General features: G+C 56.4%; 13 protein-coding genes. 7 read left to right on the top strand and 6 right to left on the bottom strand.

Annotation, left to right across the window (positions count from 1 at the left end; translation table 11 throughout):
• Positions 1-33: 33 nt before the first annotated feature.
• On the bottom strand, positions 34-1,029 hold the full coding sequence (locus AC6IY8_RS05470) for a hypothetical protein (protein WP_497777707.1): 996 nt from the start codon (positions 1,027-1,029) through the stop codon (positions 34-36).
• A gap of 135 nt (positions 1,030-1,164) precedes the next feature.
• Here AC6IY8_RS05470 and AC6IY8_RS05465 point away from each other — a divergent pair, with 135 nt between their 5' ends.
• The 4 genes from AC6IY8_RS05465 (at position 1,165) to pyrF (ending at position 5,039) form a co-directional block, all read left to right on the top strand.
• Positions 1,165-2,598, top strand: coding sequence for a tetratricopeptide repeat protein (locus AC6IY8_RS05465; RefSeq protein ID WP_497777705.1), 1,434 nt, complete (start codon positions 1,165-1,167; stop codon positions 2,596-2,598).
• A 45-nt stretch (positions 2,599-2,643) separates the two neighbouring features.
• Positions 2,644-3,444 (top strand): bifunctional hydroxymethylpyrimidine kinase/phosphomethylpyrimidine kinase, encoded by an 801-nt coding sequence (gene thiD / locus AC6IY8_RS05460; RefSeq protein ID WP_497777704.1) that lies wholly within the window; start codon positions 2,644-2,646, stop codon positions 3,442-3,444.
• Between the two features lie 304 nt (positions 3,445-3,748).
• Positions 3,749-4,219 (top strand): septal ring lytic transglycosylase RlpA family protein, encoded by a 471-nt coding sequence (locus AC6IY8_RS05455; protein ID WP_497777703.1) that lies wholly within the window; start codon positions 3,749-3,751, stop codon positions 4,217-4,219.
• 106 nt (positions 4,220-4,325) lie between these two features.
• Complete coding sequence (gene pyrF / locus AC6IY8_RS05450) at positions 4,326-5,039, top strand: orotidine-5'-phosphate decarboxylase (RefSeq protein WP_497777702.1); 714 nt, start codon at positions 4,326-4,328, stop codon at positions 5,037-5,039.
• 81 nt (positions 5,040-5,120) lie between these two features.
• Here pyrF and AC6IY8_RS05445 read toward each other — a convergent pair whose 3' ends face one another.
• On the bottom strand, positions 5,121-5,675 hold the full coding sequence (locus tag AC6IY8_RS05445) for a hypothetical protein (RefSeq protein ID WP_497777701.1): 555 nt from the start codon (positions 5,673-5,675) through the stop codon (positions 5,121-5,123).
• Positions 5,676-5,825: 150 nt separating this feature from the next.
• Between AC6IY8_RS05445 and AC6IY8_RS05440 the strand changes: the two genes are divergently transcribed.
• Both AC6IY8_RS05440 and AC6IY8_RS05435 read left to right on the top strand, forming a co-directional pair.
• Complete coding sequence (locus AC6IY8_RS05440; RefSeq protein WP_497777700.1) at positions 5,826-7,460, top strand: tetratricopeptide repeat protein; 1,635 nt, start codon at positions 5,826-5,828, stop codon at positions 7,458-7,460.
• 155 nt (positions 7,461-7,615) lie between these two features.
• Positions 7,616-8,893 carry an NfeD family protein gene (locus tag AC6IY8_RS05435; RefSeq protein ID WP_497777699.1) on the top strand — a complete coding sequence of 426 codons (1,278 nt, stop codon included), beginning with the start codon at positions 7,616-7,618 and terminating at the stop codon, positions 8,891-8,893.
• Between the two features lie 61 nt (positions 8,894-8,954).
• Here AC6IY8_RS05435 and AC6IY8_RS05430 read toward each other — a convergent pair whose 3' ends face one another.
• Positions 8,955-10,292: an inositol-3-phosphate synthase gene (locus AC6IY8_RS05430; RefSeq protein ID WP_497777698.1), complete on the bottom strand. Its 1,338-nt coding sequence runs from the start codon at positions 10,290-10,292 to the stop codon at positions 8,955-8,957.
• Positions 10,293-10,563: 271 nt separating this feature from the next.
• On the opposite strand from AC6IY8_RS05430, the gene AC6IY8_RS05425 reads away from it, so the two are divergent.
• On the top strand, positions 10,564-11,799 hold the full coding sequence (locus tag AC6IY8_RS05425; protein ID WP_497777697.1) for a M48 family metallopeptidase: 1,236 nt from the start codon (positions 10,564-10,566) through the stop codon (positions 11,797-11,799).
• 85 nt (positions 11,800-11,884) lie between these two features.
• Here the strand turns inward: AC6IY8_RS05425 and AC6IY8_RS05420 are convergent, their stop codons facing one another.
• The 3 genes from AC6IY8_RS05420 to AC6IY8_RS05410 form a co-directional block, all read right to left on the bottom strand.
• Positions 11,885-13,453 (bottom strand): UbiD family decarboxylase, encoded by a 1,569-nt coding sequence (locus AC6IY8_RS05420; RefSeq protein WP_497777696.1) that lies wholly within the window; start codon positions 13,451-13,453, stop codon positions 11,885-11,887.
• A gap of 118 nt (positions 13,454-13,571) precedes the next feature.
• A complete protein-coding gene (locus AC6IY8_RS05415) occupies positions 13,572-14,618 on the bottom strand; it encodes a 2-oxoacid:ferredoxin oxidoreductase subunit beta (protein WP_497777695.1) in 1,047 nt (348 codons plus the stop codon).
• Positions 14,618-16,471: a 2-oxoacid:acceptor oxidoreductase subunit alpha gene (locus AC6IY8_RS05410; RefSeq protein ID WP_497777694.1), complete on the bottom strand. Its 1,854-nt coding sequence runs from the start codon at positions 16,469-16,471 to the stop codon at positions 14,618-14,620. The genes AC6IY8_RS05415 and AC6IY8_RS05410 overlap by 1 nt, the downstream gene beginning before the upstream one ends.
• Positions 16,472-16,527: the final 56 nt, after the last annotated feature.

Below are 16,527 nucleotides of genomic sequence, written 5' to 3'. Positions count from 1 at the left end.
GCGCAGGGATTTTCCGCGCCCTAAAGGATCAGTCTATCTGTCTCGTGATTCTGCTTCAGGCGTGGGGTGTATTACGCTAATCGAGGTCGCCTCGTAGCGCTTGCCATCGAAGTGCGCCGTCACTGAGACAGGGGTCCCAACCGTCAAAGTTGCTGCACCCTTCTCTTTCTGCGGATCGAAAGACAACTCATAGTTATTTCCGTCCACCTGATTGTCCAGTGCCAGGACTCCATCTCTCAGATTGACATACGTCAATATACCGGCGAACACATATGACTCTCCAGGTGACGCGAAGATCGTAATGCTCTGAGCCTCGCCACGCTTGGCCCCGGGGATGAAGTTCACATCGATCAGCGATCCCGCATAAATGTCTGACGCCGTTGCCGGACGCCCACCACGAGCTGCGACCTTTGTCTGCTCCGAGATCGCGAACCGCACTATCTCTCCGCTCAAGCGATCCTGTAGCCTGATCTGTCCTCCGAGATTCTCAATCACCTGGCCGCTGGCATGTGCTGGACCGCTCGTGCCCCGTACTTGGATTGTTTTAGCAAAAACCTGTGCCCCAAGGGCCTGTGTATCGACATATACGCGACTGCCCGGATGAACACTGAGGATCGTCGTTTCGCGCCCGTTGTTCAAAATGCGGGTGCGTTCATCGAAATAAACCAAATAACGATTGCCGCCGCCGAAGGGCTCAACTGTAATCCGATTGTGAATCACGTCCACCTTCCGCGCGATGCCGCCGATCAGCGAAACATCTGCCTTTGGAAGTGGTTTCGGTTCGAGCAGTGGGTCTCGTGCGGATGGAGAGTTCGCGGTATCCAGCATCTCCGTGTGCGGCTCGCCCGAAGCCGTGGGCTCGATCGGAGCCGGGGCCGGAGCCTCGACTTTTGGAGCAGATTCTTTGGAATTTCCTTTTTGCGCCACATTACCTGCTGCGCGGACAGTTGTCTGAGCACCGTCCGTACTCTGCGCAAAGGTAAATGTCGCAGTCATCAGGATCAATCCGGCTAACTGTATTCGCTTCATTCTCTCCCCAACGAAAAGACCTCTTGCCCCGTTAGATGCAGAACGGGACACCAGCATACGACCAGAACTGTCCGAAGCTCCTACAACGGATTCCGAGCCGCTCCCATCTAAGCAGGCAGTGTGGGGTGTGTCTGAATGAGCTTTGTTGTAACTTCTTCCACAACCGAAATGTTGCGATCATCGGCACGCATCATTGCCAAATATTCTGCTGCCGCCCTGCTAGGTTTGACTCTGCTGGCTCCCTCGCCGGTCGTGGCCGCCGACCTGCACATCAAAATTCCCAAGCGCACCAAGCCTACTCCAGTTCAGCAGCTCAATCAGGAGGGCGTTCGCGCGCTGTCGAAGAATGACATTCCTCGTGCCAAGCGCGCTTTCTACAAGGCCTACCTGCTCGATCCCGATGATCCGTTCACTCTCAACAATCTCGGATATGTAGCCGAGCTCGACGGAGAGATCGACCGGGCGCAGAAGTATTACGATCTTGCGGCGGCCAGCAACTCGAATGCATCCGTGGTTTACACCAGCAATTCGGAACTGAAAGGCAAAGAAGTCTCCAAGGTGGCCGGAAACGCCGTCAGCGCCCCCATGCAGGTCAACCGCCTCAATGTCGCGGCCATGGGCCTGATCCAAAAAGATCGCGCTCCTGAGGCGGAGATTGCCTTGCGCAAGGCCCTAGCCCTCGATCCCAAAAATCCATTCACACTGAACAATCTCGGTTACGCGCTAGAAAAGGAAGGTGAACTCGAGCAGGCCATTCGTTGTTATAGTCTCGCGTCTTCCAGTCTTTCCGAAGAGAAGATAGTCGTCGCCTTCAACCGCAGCTGGCGCGGACGCAGCATCAGCGAGGTAGCCGGTATGAATGCTCAGGCCGCCCGCCGTGAACTAAGCAACGAAGGATCAACGGAGTCCAAAGTCGCCCGCCTCAATCTGCGCGGCGTCTCCGCCCTTAATCGAAATCAACGTGCGCAGGCTCGCCAGTATTTCCAGGAAGCCTACCGACTCGACCGAGGGAATGCATTCTCGCTGAACAATATGGGATACATCTCCGAGCTGCAGGGTGATCGAGAGAGCGCTGACTACTATTACGCAAAAGCTCGGGAAGCCTACCGCAGCGGTGCACGTGTAGCTCTTGCCACGCGCAAAGACCTCCAGGGAATGCGACTTTCGGCCGTCGCCGATCAGAATCAGCAGGTCATCTCCGTCGCACAGGAAAAAGAGCTCGCAGCATTGCGTGCTCAGGGTGCCCGTCCGCTTCCCTTGCGGACACGTGACAACGCCGTCGTGCAGGAACCCGCCACTCCACCCACTCCCGAACCTGAAACCCCTGTACGAATTCTCGCCGAGGACAATGCGCCTCCCGAGCGTCCGGCAGTCATGGCCAGCAGCACTCAACCGGCAAATCGGCAGCGGACTTCTTCAGGTGCCGCTCAGACGACCGCCGCTCAGCAGCCTTCGGTAGCTGCGCCCGCGGAAGTTCAACCTGCCGCGCCAGTTCCGACAGCTCAGCCCAATCCTGAGGATGACAAGCCTCTGCTGCCTGTCATTCCCGACGATACGCCGAACCAATAGCAGCGCGATCCACGGTAGTGCCGCACTTATGCTAAGTTGCTTGGTATGAGCAAGCCACCGGTAGTCTGGACAATCGCCGGATTTGATCCAACATCCGGCGCCGGTGTCACCGCCGACCTTAAATCCATGGTCAGCCTCAACTGCTATGGTGTTGCGTGTATCACCGCACTCACCATCCAGAACACCCTCGGCGTCCGTCGAGTCGAACCAGTTTCAGCGACCACAGTTCGAGAAACGCTCACTGCGCTCCAGGAGGATCTTCCCCCTGCCGCACTCAAAATAGGCATGCTTTCAACAGCCGAGGTCGCCAGCGCAGTAGCTGATTTTGTAGGAAATCTCGGCTCATGCCCGGTTGTCCTAGACCCCGTCCTGCGCTCCTCTTCCGGAGCAGAGCTGCTCTCGCGCGATGGTATTGAGGTTTTGATTCAACGTCTGCTGCCACTCACGACCGTTGTCACCCCCAATCGTGCCGAAGCCGCTATCCTCACCAGCCTTCCTGAGCATGAGCCAGAAGCTATGGCTGAAGCCTTATGCCAGTTTGGAGCCAGTGCCGCCGTCATTACAGGAGGCGATTCTGCCGAACGCTACTCAGAAGACGTTCTCGCCTACTCGCTGCGAGGCATAAAGCTGACCGAAACGCTCACTGCTCCGCGCATAAACTCCACGTCCACACACGGGACCGGCTGTGCATTCTCAACAGCCATTGCCTGCTCCCTCGCACTCGGCGAAAGCATCCCCGCTGCTGTCACTTCTGCAAAGGCCTTCGTAACTCGCGCCATTGAACTTGCGCCCGGTCTCGGCTCAGGACACGGGCCTATGGGGCTTGAGCGCGCAGGCAAAAGCTAGCCAATCGCGATCTCAAAGGCCAACCTGGCGCTGCCCGCCCCTTTCTAAATTCTCAGAACTTCGATTCCAGCTTGGGTTTACCCCCGTGCTCGAGCACTTACCGGGTAGCTGCGCGCTGTGCGTCAATAAGCACAGGGCTGTTTGTTTTGCAAGCTTTTTCACGTTTTATTTTCGTTTGGGTTGACCTTGCTTGCCCCCGGTTCATACAATCGAAGGATCGCTTAGGTCCTAGACCTTAGGCGTTGATGTGCAGGGGGAAATTCTTTATCGAGGTGTTTGATTGCGACGAGTACTGACCCATTCTGTGTACGCACTGCTTTTGCTAGGCGGCACCATGGGAGCGGCACCCGGCCATACAACATCGGCTTCCCCGAGCGCGCCAGCCTTTCTGCCCCTTTCGGAGCAGAAACCGAGGGAGTTGGAGCCTGCTGCCAAGCCGTATCAGGTGGGCAAAGCTTCCTGGTATGGCGGTTTTTTCCAGGGTAAAGCCACGGCGAGTGGTGAAGACTACAACATGTTCGACTTCACTGCCGCCCATCGCGAACTGCCACTGGGTACGTTCGTGAAGGTCACAAATCTGAAGAACCTGAAGTCTATAGTTGTCCGGGTTAACGATCGTGGCCCGGTGACTCCAGGACGAATCATTGATTTATCGTATAGCGCTGCCCGCAGCCTTGGTATGAGCAAGAAGGGCCTGCAGAAGGTTCGGGTCGATATTGTCGATCCCCAGACCGCGGAAATGGCGATGGCAAAACAGCCAGCCGCAAGTCGCTAAACCGACTTCACACAACACTAAACCCGGCCCCACAGCATACCCCCGCTGTGGGGTCTTTGCTTTCTAAACTCAAGTATCTGTCTACTCGCTGAGTTATCCTTTCTTCATGGAACAAGCACGAGAAAGACTGATTGTCGCTCTGGACGTAGCCGACGCTGCGAAGGCCCGCTCTCTGGTGCTAACTCTTGGCGAGGCCGTGAGCTTCTATAAGGTGGGAAAGGAACTGTTCACCTCCGAGGGTCCCGCTATCGTTCGTGATTTGATCGCAAGCGGCAAGAGGGTATTCCTGGACCTTAAATTCCACGACATCCCCAACACAGTTGCCGGAGCAGTGCGCAGTGCAGCCACGCTCGGCGTTTCTATGTTGACCGTGCACGCCGGAGGCGGTTCCAAGATGTTAAAAGCTGCTGCCGAAGCTGCCTCTCAATCTGCATCGAGGCCCACGGTCCTCGCCGTAACGGTTCTCACCTCCATGTCGCAGGAGGATCTGCTCGAAACGGGTGTTCAGGGCAGCGTCGAATCCCAGGTTCTGCGTTTGGCTGGCTTGGCTATTAATGCGGGGTGTGGCGGACTAGTAGCCTCCGCACAAGAGGCAGCCAGACTGCGTCAAACACTCGGATCCGGGTTCGCCCTGGTCACGCCCGGAATCCGGCCAGCAGGCGGAATTGCTGCAGATCAAGCCCGTGTTGTCACACCATATGACGCAATCCGTGCCGGGGCGAGTCACCTCGTTGTGGGACGCCCAATCACCGCCTCAGACGAACCGGTCGCCGCCGCGCATCTCTTTGCAGAGCAGATTGGGGCCGCCTGCAGGCAGTAGCCATTCATCAGTAGAGCTGGTAATTCAGCACATAAAAAAGCTCCCGACCTAGGCCGGGAGCCTTTCAGCATTGATGTGATTCTACTTATTCGGACTCTGAGTACTCGTGTCCGTGCTGTTCTGCGCGGGCTTCGAAGTGGAAGAACTGTCCGTAGAAGAAGTGATCGGCTTTGCATACTCCGGAGTGTTCGGCGAATTCGGATTGCTGCTCATGCTCTGAGGTGTCGAATTCGTATCCGTGCCATTCATCGCCGGCTTTGAAGGATCGGAGCCTGGACGCGCATTTGTGTCCTGAGCCTGTCCTTTTTGTTCCGTCTGCACGCCGGTTGCAGGAGTTTCACCTCGCGGAGTCGTGCCCTGGTTCGGGGTCGCAGGAGTGCCCATTGCGCCGGGGCGTTCAGGCTGGTCTGATTCAGTGGCAGTTCCGCTCTGAGTTTCACCCTGCTTTACCGCTGGCAGGTCTCCCTTTGCGTCCGTGTGTGAAGCGCCCGTCTGCTGTGCGGAAGCGGTCGAACTTCCGGTCTGCGAATCCATTGTGGTTTGGGTCGTTGTGCTCTGTGTTGTTGTGCTCTGCGAAAAAGCCATTGCGCTCGCCATCAACGCAACGGTTCCTACATAAATCAGTCTGTTTCTCATCTCGAATGCTCTCCCCAATGTTTTCGGTGCTTAAGACGAAGGGCACAACGGAAAGTTCGTGTTTTACCCGAACTAGAGTATTAGAGCCGCTCTTTTTGCTGGAGGTTGGGTGACTAAAAGTCATCTGGCCGCCTTTTCCTGAGACACTCAATGCAAGCACCGGAACGCCTCACTCGCTATAATGGTGGAGCTTTGAACCTGCATAGCCACACAAACCTCTTTCGCCTGATCCTGCTACTCGCGCTGCTTGCTGCTTCTGCGCTGGGACAGGCTGCCCCCGGCACCCAAACTGTTCTGGTACTTCCCTTCGACAACTCCACTCACCAGCCCGGCCTGGAGTGGATCAGCGAAGCCTTCCCCGAAATTCTTGGTCAGCGTTTGAATACGCAGTCCCTGTTTCTGATCAGCCGCGACGACCGCCAGTACGCATTCGATCGCCTTGGCATTCCAGTGAATTTGCACGCCTCGCGTGCCACCCTATACCGTATCGCTTCGCAACTCGATGCCGATTACATCGTTCTCGGCAGCTACTCCTACGACGGACAGACGTTCACGGCACGCTCGCAGGTTCTTGATATGAACGCGCTTCGTCTTTCGCAGGATCAGGTCGAGAGTGGCCCGCTCACAGACCTTCTGAGCATTCAAACTGCCCTGGCGTGGGACGTGCTTCGGCAGATTCGGCCTTCATTTTCCGAGCCGCGGCAGACCTTCGTTCAGCGTGCCCCCGCGATTCGACTCAACGCCTTTGAGAATTTCATGAGAGGTGTGGTCGCAACCGGTACAGCGGATCGGATTCGATATCTAAAAGCTGCAATCGCCATCAATCCCCAGTACCCGCAGGCCATCATGCTGCTGGCGAAGACGTATTTCGGCGCTCGCGAATACGACCAGGCCGCAAACTGGTTCTCAAAAGTCCCCGCGGACGATCCGTCATCCAACGAAGCTCACTTCTTGCTAGGACTTTCCGCATTTCAGCTCGGCCAATTCGAGAAAGCCTCTGCGGCATTCAAAGCCACCGCGGAGCATGTTCCGTTGACCGAAGTTCTCAACAATATTGGCGTGACAGAGAATCGGCGCGGTCATCATGATGCTGCCGACTACTTCCAGAAAGCGGTTCAGGCTGACCCCTCCGATGCCGATTACCACTTCAATCTAGCCGTCGCCCTGTATCGCAAAGGCGATATCGCGGGAGCGCAGCGTCAACTCCGCGATACATTGTCACGTCGGCCAAACGACAGCGAAGCACGTCAGTTTCAGGACGCGCTCATTGCAAGCTCCACTAGCGCAGTCCACACCGCACCAACGTTCGTGCCTCTGACTAGAATCAAGCGGAATTATGACGAAAGCTCATATCGCCAGCTTACTGTCGAACTTCAGAAGGCCATTGACGAATCTGTAGGCAAGGCGAAACCGACAGAACGCGCTTCCCTGCACCTCGAACGCGCCCGCGAATTCCTGAAAGATGGCGCGGCTTCTCAGGCCGAGAGCCAGTTCCGTGAAGCTCTGACATTGGAGCCGCGTAACGCTCAGGCGCTCGCCGGACTAGCGCATGCTCTGGTGCTCCAGAATAAGGTGTCCCAAGCCCGGCGCGAAGCTCAAAACGCCTTGCGCATCCAGCCCAGTGCAGAAGCCTACCTGACCCTGGCACGGGCCGACCTGCAGGAGAAGAACAGCGCCGGGGCCGAGCAGAACCTGACCAAGGCGCTTGAGCTCGAGCCAGGCAGTGAGGACGCCAAGGCAGTACAGCAGGAGATTCAGCGGACACGCGCTGGTGTTGCTCAATAGCAGCGCCTCGCATTGCACGAATCCCGCTACAGCGTTAGATTTGACCCGGTACAGCGACCTTCGGCTGCTGGCCTGTCTGAAGATTTCGGTGTCACCAAGGTGCGGGCTGGTGCTGACGCGCGATGGTCATCGCTTCTCCGCATCGGAGGCTCATTATGAAACGCTTATTCCTCGCGATCATTGCGTTTATTGCGATCGGGAGTACGCTTCCGCTAGCCGCTGAGGTCCTGCGTGTTCAAATCAAGGGCACGATTCAGCCCATCGCCGTCGAACAGGTTTCCCGCGCAATCGAAACCGCTCAAGCACGCCATGCCTCGGCTCTGCTAATCGTTATCAACACCCCCGGCGGTCTGCTCGAATCCACTCGCGAGATGATTTCCAAGATCGAGTCCTCCACGATTCCGGTCATCGCCTACGTCGGCCCCAGCGGCGCTCGCGCTGCTTCCGCCGGATTCTTCATACTTGAGTCCGCCGATGTAGCAGCGATGGCGAATGGAACGAATACAGGCGCTGCGCATCCGGTGACGATTGGCGGGGGCAAACTCGATGACGTGATGAAGGCGAAGATTGAGAACGACACTGCAGCCTTCCTGCGCTCCTACGTTTCCCGGCGCGGACGTAACGCCGCAGAGGCTGAGAAAGCTGTTCGCCAATCTATCTCATGGACCGAAAAAGAAGCTCTCGATCTTCACCTCATCGACCTTACTGCACGCGACGAAACTGACCTGCTGAACCAGCTCGATGGTCGCACCATCCATCGTTTTGACGGCTCAACCGCCGTCCTCCACCTGGCCAATCAGTCCGTCGCAGAGCTTCCTATCACTCTCCGACAGCGCGTATTGGGCTGGCTGATGGATCCCAATATCGCCTTTCTGGTGCTCGCCATCGGTGGTCTCGCGCTTTACGCAGAGTTCAACCACCCCGGAGCCATCATTCCCGGCGTTGTTGGCGTCATATTTATCCTGCTGACACTCTTTGCGCTCAACCTACTGCCGACGCGGTATGCTTCGCTCGCGCTTATAGCTTTGGCATTTGTCCTCTTTGCGCTCGAAGCAAAGTTCGTCTCCCACGGCATTCTCACCCTTGGAGGCATCGTCGCCCTCACACTCGGAGGCGTGCTGCTCGTGGACGGTCCAATTCCGGAAATGCGGGTGAGGCTTTTGACTTCTGTTGCCGTCAGCCTCCCCTTCGGGCTGATTACCGCATTCCTGATGTCGATTGCTTGGCGTGCCCGCCGCAACAAGATCACCACTGGCCCGCAGGGCATCATCGGAGAACTCGGAGTCGCCCGCAGCGACCTCGCTCCGAATGGGAAAGTGTTCGTGCACGGCGAACTTTGGAATGCTCACTCAACCCAGCCCCTTGTCTCCGGAGCTCAAGTGCGAGTTGTCGCGATTCATCAGCTGGAGCTTGAAGTCGAGCCTGTGAAATAGGCGAACCAAATGAAAAGGGCAGAAGCCGAAGCCTCTGCCCTTTCATTCCCTTTCCCTGCAATTAGTCGTAGTACTCAAGGCCCAAGTGAGTGATCAGTTCCTCGCCCTTAATGTGGCGAAGAGTGTTCTTCATCTTCATCATCTGGATGAACAGATCGTGCTCAGGATAGAGTCCGGGAGCAGTCATCGGCGACTTGAAGTAGAAGCTCATCCACTCCTGGATGCCGATCCCCTTCAGCGAGCTGGTACGTGCTGCCAAGTCGAGGAACAGCACAATGTCCAGAGCCAGCGGTGCGGCAAGGATGGAGTCGCGACACAGGAAATCGACTTTGATCTGCATCGGATATCCGAGCCAGCCAAAGATGTCGATATTGTCCCAGCCTTCCTTGTTGTCGCCGCGCGGAGGATAGTAGTTAATGCGAACCTTGTGGAAGATGTCCCCATAGAGCTCGGGGTACAGCTTCGGCTGAAGGATTTCATCCAGCACGCTCAGCTTCGACTCTTCCTTCGTCTTGAATGAGCCCGGATCTTCCAGCACTTCGCCGTCACGGTTGCCCAGGATGTTCGTTGAGAACCATCCGCTCACTCCGAGCAGGCGGGCTTTGAATCCCGGCGCCAGGATCGTCTTCATCAGCGTCTGTCCGGTCTTGAAATCCTTACCGGCGATAGGAGCATTGTTCTTCTTTGAAAGCTCCTGCATGCAGGGCAGATCGACCGTGAGATTCGGCGCGCCGTTCGCGTAGGGAACGCTTTCCTGCAGCGCGGCGTACGCGTACATCTGCGAGGGCGAGATGTTCGGATCGCTTGCTTCCAAACCCTTCTCAAAGGCTTCAACAGAGGTGTGGACCTCGCTTGCCTTCTGGAAGCTTTCCGTCGAGCCGCACCAGATCACGATCAAGCGGCTGCAGTTGTTTTCCTTTTTGAAGTTGCGGATATCAGCGCGAAGTTGCTCGGCCAGATCCTTCTTGTTCTTGCCCTTCTTCACGTTGGGACCGTCGATCAGCTTCACATAGTTGTGATCGAATACGGCTGGCATTGGCTTCACGGTCTGCAGGAAAGGCTTCAACTGCTCGATCAGTTCCTTTTCCAGTACCTTGGCCTTGGAAGCCGCTTCGTATGCGTTGTCCGGGAAGATGTCCCAAGCGCCGAACACGATATCGTTCAGGTCGGCGAGAGGCACAAAGTCCTTGATCAACGGCGAACGGCCATCGGTCCGCTTTCCCAATCGAATGGTTCCCATCTGCGTCAACGAGCCAATGGGGGCGGCGATGCCCTTGCGAACTGCTTCGACGCCCGCTACGAACGTCGTAGCCACTGCGCCTAGTCCGACCACCAATATGCCAAGTTTTCCTTGGGCTGCTGCGATTTCAGTAGGAGAATTTTTCTGCCCTGTCGCCATCTGTATGAATCACTTCCTTAAAGAGTCAACGTCAATACCGCAAACAATTTATGCTCTCTCCTGCAGTGCTGCTTTGGCAAACATGTTTTACTATGTGGGGCAACCCGACTGTCGAATGGCGTGCATTGCGGGTTGTGATGCATTTTCATTCAGGGAACGGCTCTGGTTATACATTGAGTAGAAACGCTCCAACTGTTAATGGTGATCTTGGGATGAGAAGATACGCTAGGGTGAATCAAGACCGTCCTTTTCTAAACCCGAGCGAGGCCTCATGCTGACCGACCCAGTGAACCCCGCCAATGTTTCCCCCGGCGAAGCCGTCGCACAACACACCATCACATCCTACACTCTCACGCCAGACCAGTACCGCAAAGCCGAAGGCTTGCACCGCACCAGCGTCACACTTTCACTCGCCTCCACCATACTCGCCTTCGCCATACTTCTGATTCTGATCGCGACGCGCTTCGGTCCTCGACTCCAGCGCCGATCCGAGGCGATCTCACGCAAACGATTTGTCCAGGCCGCGATCTTCGTCCCAACATTATTGGTTACGCTGTCGCTGCTCCAACTCCCACTGAACATCTACGGACATCACATCTCCCTGGCGTATGGTCTGAGCGTGCAAGGCTGGGGCTCCTGGCTTGGAGACTGGGCCAAAGGCGAGCTGCTTACCATTGTCTTCGCTACCCTGACCCTTTGGGGGCTTTACAAAGTAATACGGAACTCGCCACGCAAATGGTGGTTCTATAGCTGGTTGGCTACTCTCCCCATCATGGCCGCAATGGTCTTTGCCGCGCCCGTGCTCATCGATCCCATCTTCAATCGATTTGAACCGTTGGCCAAAACTCATCCTGCCTTAAGCTCCGAGTTGCGCAGCCTCGCTCATTCCGCTGGCCTCGAAATTCCCGAGTCCCGTATCTTCCTCATGCACGCAAGCGATAAGGTAACCACCTACAACGCCTACGTCACCGGTTTCGGAGCCACAAAGCGAATTGTGGTCTGGGACACTACCGCCCGCGACCTCACCCTTCCCCAAACGCTCTTCATCTTCGGGCACGAGATGGGGCATTATGTGCTCCATCACATTTATCTGGGAATGGCCTACACCGCGCTACTGATGTTTATCGGTTTCTGGCTTTTGCAGCGAATCGCCGGGGCCGTGGTCGCCCGGTTCGTGTCCAATTTGGGCATTCGCACACTGGCAGATTGGTCTTCCCTTCCACTCCTGATGCTCATAGCATCGCTTCTGTCGTTTATCGGAGAGCCGCTTGGCAGCACCTTCAGCCGTTGGGAGGAACACAACGCAGATCGCTTTGGTTTGACGATCACGCGGCCAGTAACGCCCGACGCCGGACAGGTCGCTGCGCAGTCTTTCCAACTCTTAGGTGAAAAGTCATACTCCTATCCGAGGCCGTCGCGTTTCCTTGTTTTCTGGAGCTATTCGCATCCCCCGATTGCGGATCGCATCCGCTTCGCACTGTCCGACTCCGAGCAAACCTCACGATAGTTTCAATCTTCGGACTGCCTGTGTGGCTGTAAGCCCAAATGAAAATGCGCCCGCGCAGGGCGCATCGGGGTTTGTCCCGCTGATGTTACTCCAACCCGAATTCCTTCCATCGCTTCGTGATTCGCTGTTTTATGTCCTCTGACATCTCGACCTCATCCGGCCACGGGCGCTGGAATCCCTCCGTCGGCCACTTCCGCGTCGCATCGATGCCCATCTTGCTGCCAAAATTCGGAAGTCGCGATGCATGATCGAGTGTATCTACCGGCCCCAATGTGAACTGAATGTCGCGCTCTGGATCGATATTGTTCAGCGCTCTCAGGGTGACTTCGCGTAGGTCTTTCACGTCGCAGTCTTCGTCCACCACCACGATGCATTTCGTAAACATCGCCTGCCCCAGCGACCAGATGGCGTTCATCACCTTGCGCGCCTGTCCGGGATACGACTTCCTTATCGATACGATCATCAAGTTGTGCGCCACTCCCTCAGGAGGCAGGTGGAAGTCCACCAGTTCGGGAATCATCATCTTTGCCGCAGGCAGGAAGATGCGCTCCACTGCCAGCGCCATCCACGCGTCTTCCTGTGGAGGCTTGCCCACGATCGTCGCCGCATAAATCGGATTCTTGCGATGAGTGATGCACTGCACATGGAACACCGGATAGAGGTCTTCCAGCGAATAGAACCCGGTGTGGTCGCCAAAAGGCCCCTCGACCTTCAATTCACCGATATCGATGTATCCCTCAAGCACGATTTCCGCATGCGCCGGAACTTCGAGGTCTACCGTCTCGCATTTCACGACCTCGACTGGCTTACCACGAAGGAAACCCGCAATCATATACTCTTCGATTTCCGGCGGCGCGGGCACAATCGCAGAGAAAGTCAGCGCCGGGTCCGTTCCGATGGCAACCGCCACCTCCATGCGTCCATTCACCGGCTTTCCTTGAATAGCGATGCTGCCGCCTCCGCTGCGCGCCATGATATCGACGGATGACGTGCGCCCCAGCGTCGGCCCATTCGCGACTGCCGCTCGCATCAACTCACGCTGATGTTCGGCAGCGTTCTTGTGCCGTTGCCAGTGCATCCCAGTGGAGGTTGCATCGTATACGTGCATGCGATACATGCCGATATTGCGTTTGCCCGTGCGCGGATCGCGCGTCATCACGCAAGGCAGCGTGATGAATCGTCCGCCGTCCTGAGGCCAGCATTGCAAGATGGGGAAATCGAGCAGCGAGAAATTCTCCCGCTTGATCACTTCCTTGCAGGGGCCGCTCGAAACGCGCTTGGGAAAGAGGCTGCCCAATTCCGCCAGCATCGGCAGCATTTTGATCTTTTCCAGCAATCCCTGCGGAGTTTTCACATCCATCATCTGGTGAATGCGCCCGGCAATCTCGTCCAGCGAGTTCGACTCTAGCGCAAGCTTCATGCGGCGTTCGGATCCAAACTGGTTGATGAAAATCTTGTGTCCCGGATGGCCTTTTACATTCTCAAACAACAATGCCGATCCGCCCGGCCCACGGCCATTCCGCGCGCCCCATTTCGAGACGCGATCCGTAATTTCAGTGACTTCGAGGATCGGATCGACTTCGGCTTTAATGCGCTTCAGTTCGCCAGCTTTCTCAAGCGCCTTTATCCATTCGCGCAGATCGTTATAGGCCACAGGGACTCCAGTGCAGAATTTCAGGAATGATTATAGAGGCAACTCTCAAACGTGAGAACGACGGCTATACATAACAAAGGCGCGGATCGCTCCGCGCCGATTCAGACCTCACGCCAATTTACCGGTATTCGTTCATGATCTTGTCGAGAACGCTTTTCGGCGGACGCGTGGAGCTTGCCGGGAGTGTCGCAAGAGGATGATCCGTCAGATTCAGCAGATCCGTAAAACTCGGCTGATTGGAGTTCAGGTAAAACAGTCCAGTCAATACCTCATTGTTCTCGCGTGCCTCCGCAAGCCTCTTGAGGGCGGCTATCCGGCTCGTCGGATTGTAATCTTCCTCGAGCTTGGAGAGATGCATCCTCGAACCGTCATGCAAGGAGATGTCGATGCCGCTTCCCTCTTCATACTCAACGTCAATCTCTTCAAACGCCGGTACGAAGTTGATGTCCTGAAGCGGTTCTTCGTGATCCTTCATGAACTTGTAGCTCTTGGTCGAACCCTCGTGATCATTGAAGGTCACGCAAGGCGAGATGACATCCAGCATCACGGTGCCATTGTGCGCAATGGCTGCTTTCAAGAGCGCTAGTAACTGCTTCTTGTCGCCGGAAAAGCTGCGAGCCACAAATGTCGCTCCCAACTCGATGGCCAACGCACATGTGTCGATAGCAGGCAGTTCGTTGATGATGCCGGTCTTCAGCCTTGATCCCACGTCTGCCGTCGCCGAAAACTGTCCTTTAGTGAGACCGTAAACGCCGTTGTCTTCGATGATGTAGATCAGCGGGAGATTGCGTCGCATCAGATGAGCAAACTGCCCCATGCCGATCGATGCCGTATCGCCATCGCCGCTAACGCCGATGTAGAGCATCTTGTGGTTCGCGACAGCGGCACCGGTTGCAATGGCAGGCATGCGTCCGTGAACAGAATTGAAGCTGTGCGCACGTCCCATGAAGTAAGCCGGGCTCTTCGAAGAACAACCGATTCCGCTCAGCTTCGCGACCTGCTCGGGCTCAATTCCCATCTCGTAAAACGCATCGATAATGCGCTCGGAGATTGCGTTATGGCCGCATCCTGCACACAGCGTGGACTTGCCTCCGCGGTAGTCGATCACGGAAAGTCCGATTCGATTCGTTTTGGCGGCCGTGGATGTATTCGGTGTGGTAGCCATTACTTCTGCTCCTGCAACACATTCTCTTGCGACAGAATGCTGTCGGTTACGAAGCGCGCATCCAGCGGATGCCCGTTGTAGTGACACACGCTGCGCAGTTTCACCGCGTACTCGCTGGCAATATCCATCTTGATCAACTGCAGCATCTGAGCATCGCGGTTCTGGTCGATTACGTACACGCGTTCATGCGCGCTGACGAATTCCTGCACTTCGTGATTGAAGGGATACGCCCGCAGCCGCAGGTAATCCGCTTCGATTCCCTGCTGTTTGAGCTGGTCAACCGTCTCCACCATCGCCCAGTGCGAGGAGCCAAACGCGATGATGCCTACCTTCGCGCCCGGTACGCTGTGCTCCAGCACCGGCCCAGGAACGATCGTCCGCGCCGTGTCCCACTTGCGATTCAGGCGTTCCAGATTCTTGACGTAATCATCCGGACGCTCCGAATACTGAGCTTTCTCGTTATGTCCGCTGCCGCGCGCAAACCAAGCAGCCGCAGGATGATCGGTTCCCGGCAACGTGCGATAACCGATGCCGTCACCATCCACGTCCTTGTAACGAGCAAAACTTCCAAGTCGATCGAGCTCTTCCTTGCTCAGAACCTTGCCGCGATCCAACGGCTTCTCCGGAAAGGGGAATGGATCGCTCACCCAGTTATTCATACCGATATCCAGATCGCTCAGCACAAACACTGGCGTTTGCAGCCGCTCTGCCAGGTCAAAAGCTGTTCCGCCGAACTCGAAGCACTCCGCAGGCGAGGACGGCAGCAACAGCGGATGCTTCGTGTCGCCATGCGATAGGAACGCCGTGGCCAAAATGTCTCCTTGCGCCGTACGAGTCGGCAGTCCAGTCGATGGCCCGACCCTCTGCACATCCCAGATCACAGCCGGAATCTCTACGTAGTAGCCAAGCCCTGTGAACTCAGTCATCAGCGAGATTCCTGGTCCCGACGAAGCAGTCATTGCTCGAGCGCCGGCCCACGATGCACCCAGCACCATGCCGATCGCGGCCAGTTCATCTTCCGCCTGAACTACGGCGAAACTGGCCTTTCCATTTTCATCTACCCGGTATTCCTTCAAGTAATCCGTCAACGCTTCAATCAGCGAAGAGGAAGGCGTGATCGGGTACCAAGGCACCACGGTGACACCCGCAAAAAGCGCGCCCAGCGCACCCGCCGAATTGCCATCGATGATGATCTTGTTCTGGTTTTCATTCATGCGCTCGACTTTGAAGCGCGATTGCGGCAGGTTTGCCGCAGCGTACTCGTAGCCGGCTCGCACGGCAGCAACATTCACGTCGGTCGCGCGCTTCTTCCCACTGAACTGCTTGCTGATCGCCTCTTCGACCTCGGCCATCTCCAAGGAGAGAAGGTGCGCCATGACGCCTACGTAGATCATGTTGCGCAGCAGCTTCTTCAGCTTTGGATCCGGCGCAACCGGGGTCACCAGCTTGTCAAACGGAGCGGAAAAGAAGTCCAGATCATCGCGCACCGAGGTCAGATTCAGCGGCTCGTCGTAAAGCACCACAGAACCCGGCTTTAGCGCTCGAACGTCGTCGGAGGCCGTCTCGGGATTCATGGCGATCAGCAGCTCTGTATCCCGCTTGCGGGCCATGTACCCGTCTTTGCTGACTCGAATGGTGAACCACGTCGGAAGTCCTGCAATATTCGACGGAAACAGGTTTTTACCGCTGACGGGAACGCCCATCTGGAAAATGGTGCGCAGCAGCACGGAATTCGCCGATTGCGAACCTGAACCGTTTACGGTAGCGACTTGTATGCTGAAATTGTTTACCACGGGGCCGCGAACTTGCCGACTGTTCGTGCCCTGATTGAGGGCAACGTCAATACTTGCCATGAGAAAAGCCATCCTTCGAAGACGTGCTGTCTCTACGTTAGTGCACTTCTTTTCAC

It is taken from the genome of Koromonas soli (genome assembly GCF_059726265.1).
Note: the sequence above shows the minus strand (reverse complement) of the source record. Positions and strands in the feature narration are given on the sequence as shown.

What these genes read in the sequence shown, in the direction of transcription:
- thiD (WP_497777704.1), top strand. Translation starts at nt 2,644, where the DNA reads ATGAGCAAGCCACCGGTAGTCTGGACAATCGCCGGATTTGATCCAACA.
- AC6IY8_RS05435 (WP_497777699.1), top strand. Translation starts at nt 7,616, where the DNA reads ATGAAACGCTTATTCCTCGCGATCATTGCGTTTATTGCGATCGGGAGT.
- AC6IY8_RS05465 (WP_497777705.1), top strand. Translation starts at nt 1,165, where the DNA reads ATGAGCTTTGTTGTAACTTCTTCCACAACCGAAATGTTGCGATCATCG.
- AC6IY8_RS05425 (WP_497777697.1), top strand. Translation starts at nt 10,564, where the DNA reads ATGCTGACCGACCCAGTGAACCCCGCCAATGTTTCCCCCGGCGAAGCC.
- AC6IY8_RS05440 (WP_497777700.1), top strand. Translation starts at nt 5,826, where the DNA reads ATGCAAGCACCGGAACGCCTCACTCGCTATAATGGTGGAGCTTTGAAC.
- pyrF (WP_497777702.1), top strand. Translation starts at nt 4,326, where the DNA reads ATGGAACAAGCACGAGAAAGACTGATTGTCGCTCTGGACGTAGCCGAC.
- AC6IY8_RS05445 (WP_497777701.1), bottom strand. Translation starts at nt 5,675, where the DNA reads ATGAGAAACAGACTGATTTATGTAGGAACCGTTGCGTTGATGGCGAGC.
- AC6IY8_RS05470 (WP_497777707.1), bottom strand. Translation starts at nt 1,029, where the DNA reads ATGAAGCGAATACAGTTAGCCGGATTGATCCTGATGACTGCGACATTT.
- AC6IY8_RS05410 (WP_497777694.1), bottom strand. Translation starts at nt 16,471, where the DNA reads ATGGCAAGTATTGACGTTGCCCTCAATCAGGGCACGAACAGTCGGCAA.
- AC6IY8_RS05415 (WP_497777695.1), bottom strand. Translation starts at nt 14,618, where the DNA reads ATGGCTACCACACCGAATACATCCACGGCCGCCAAAACGAATCGAATC.
- AC6IY8_RS05430 (WP_497777698.1), bottom strand. Translation starts at nt 10,292, where the DNA reads ATGGCGACAGGGCAGAAAAATTCTCCTACTGAAATCGCAGCAGCCCAA.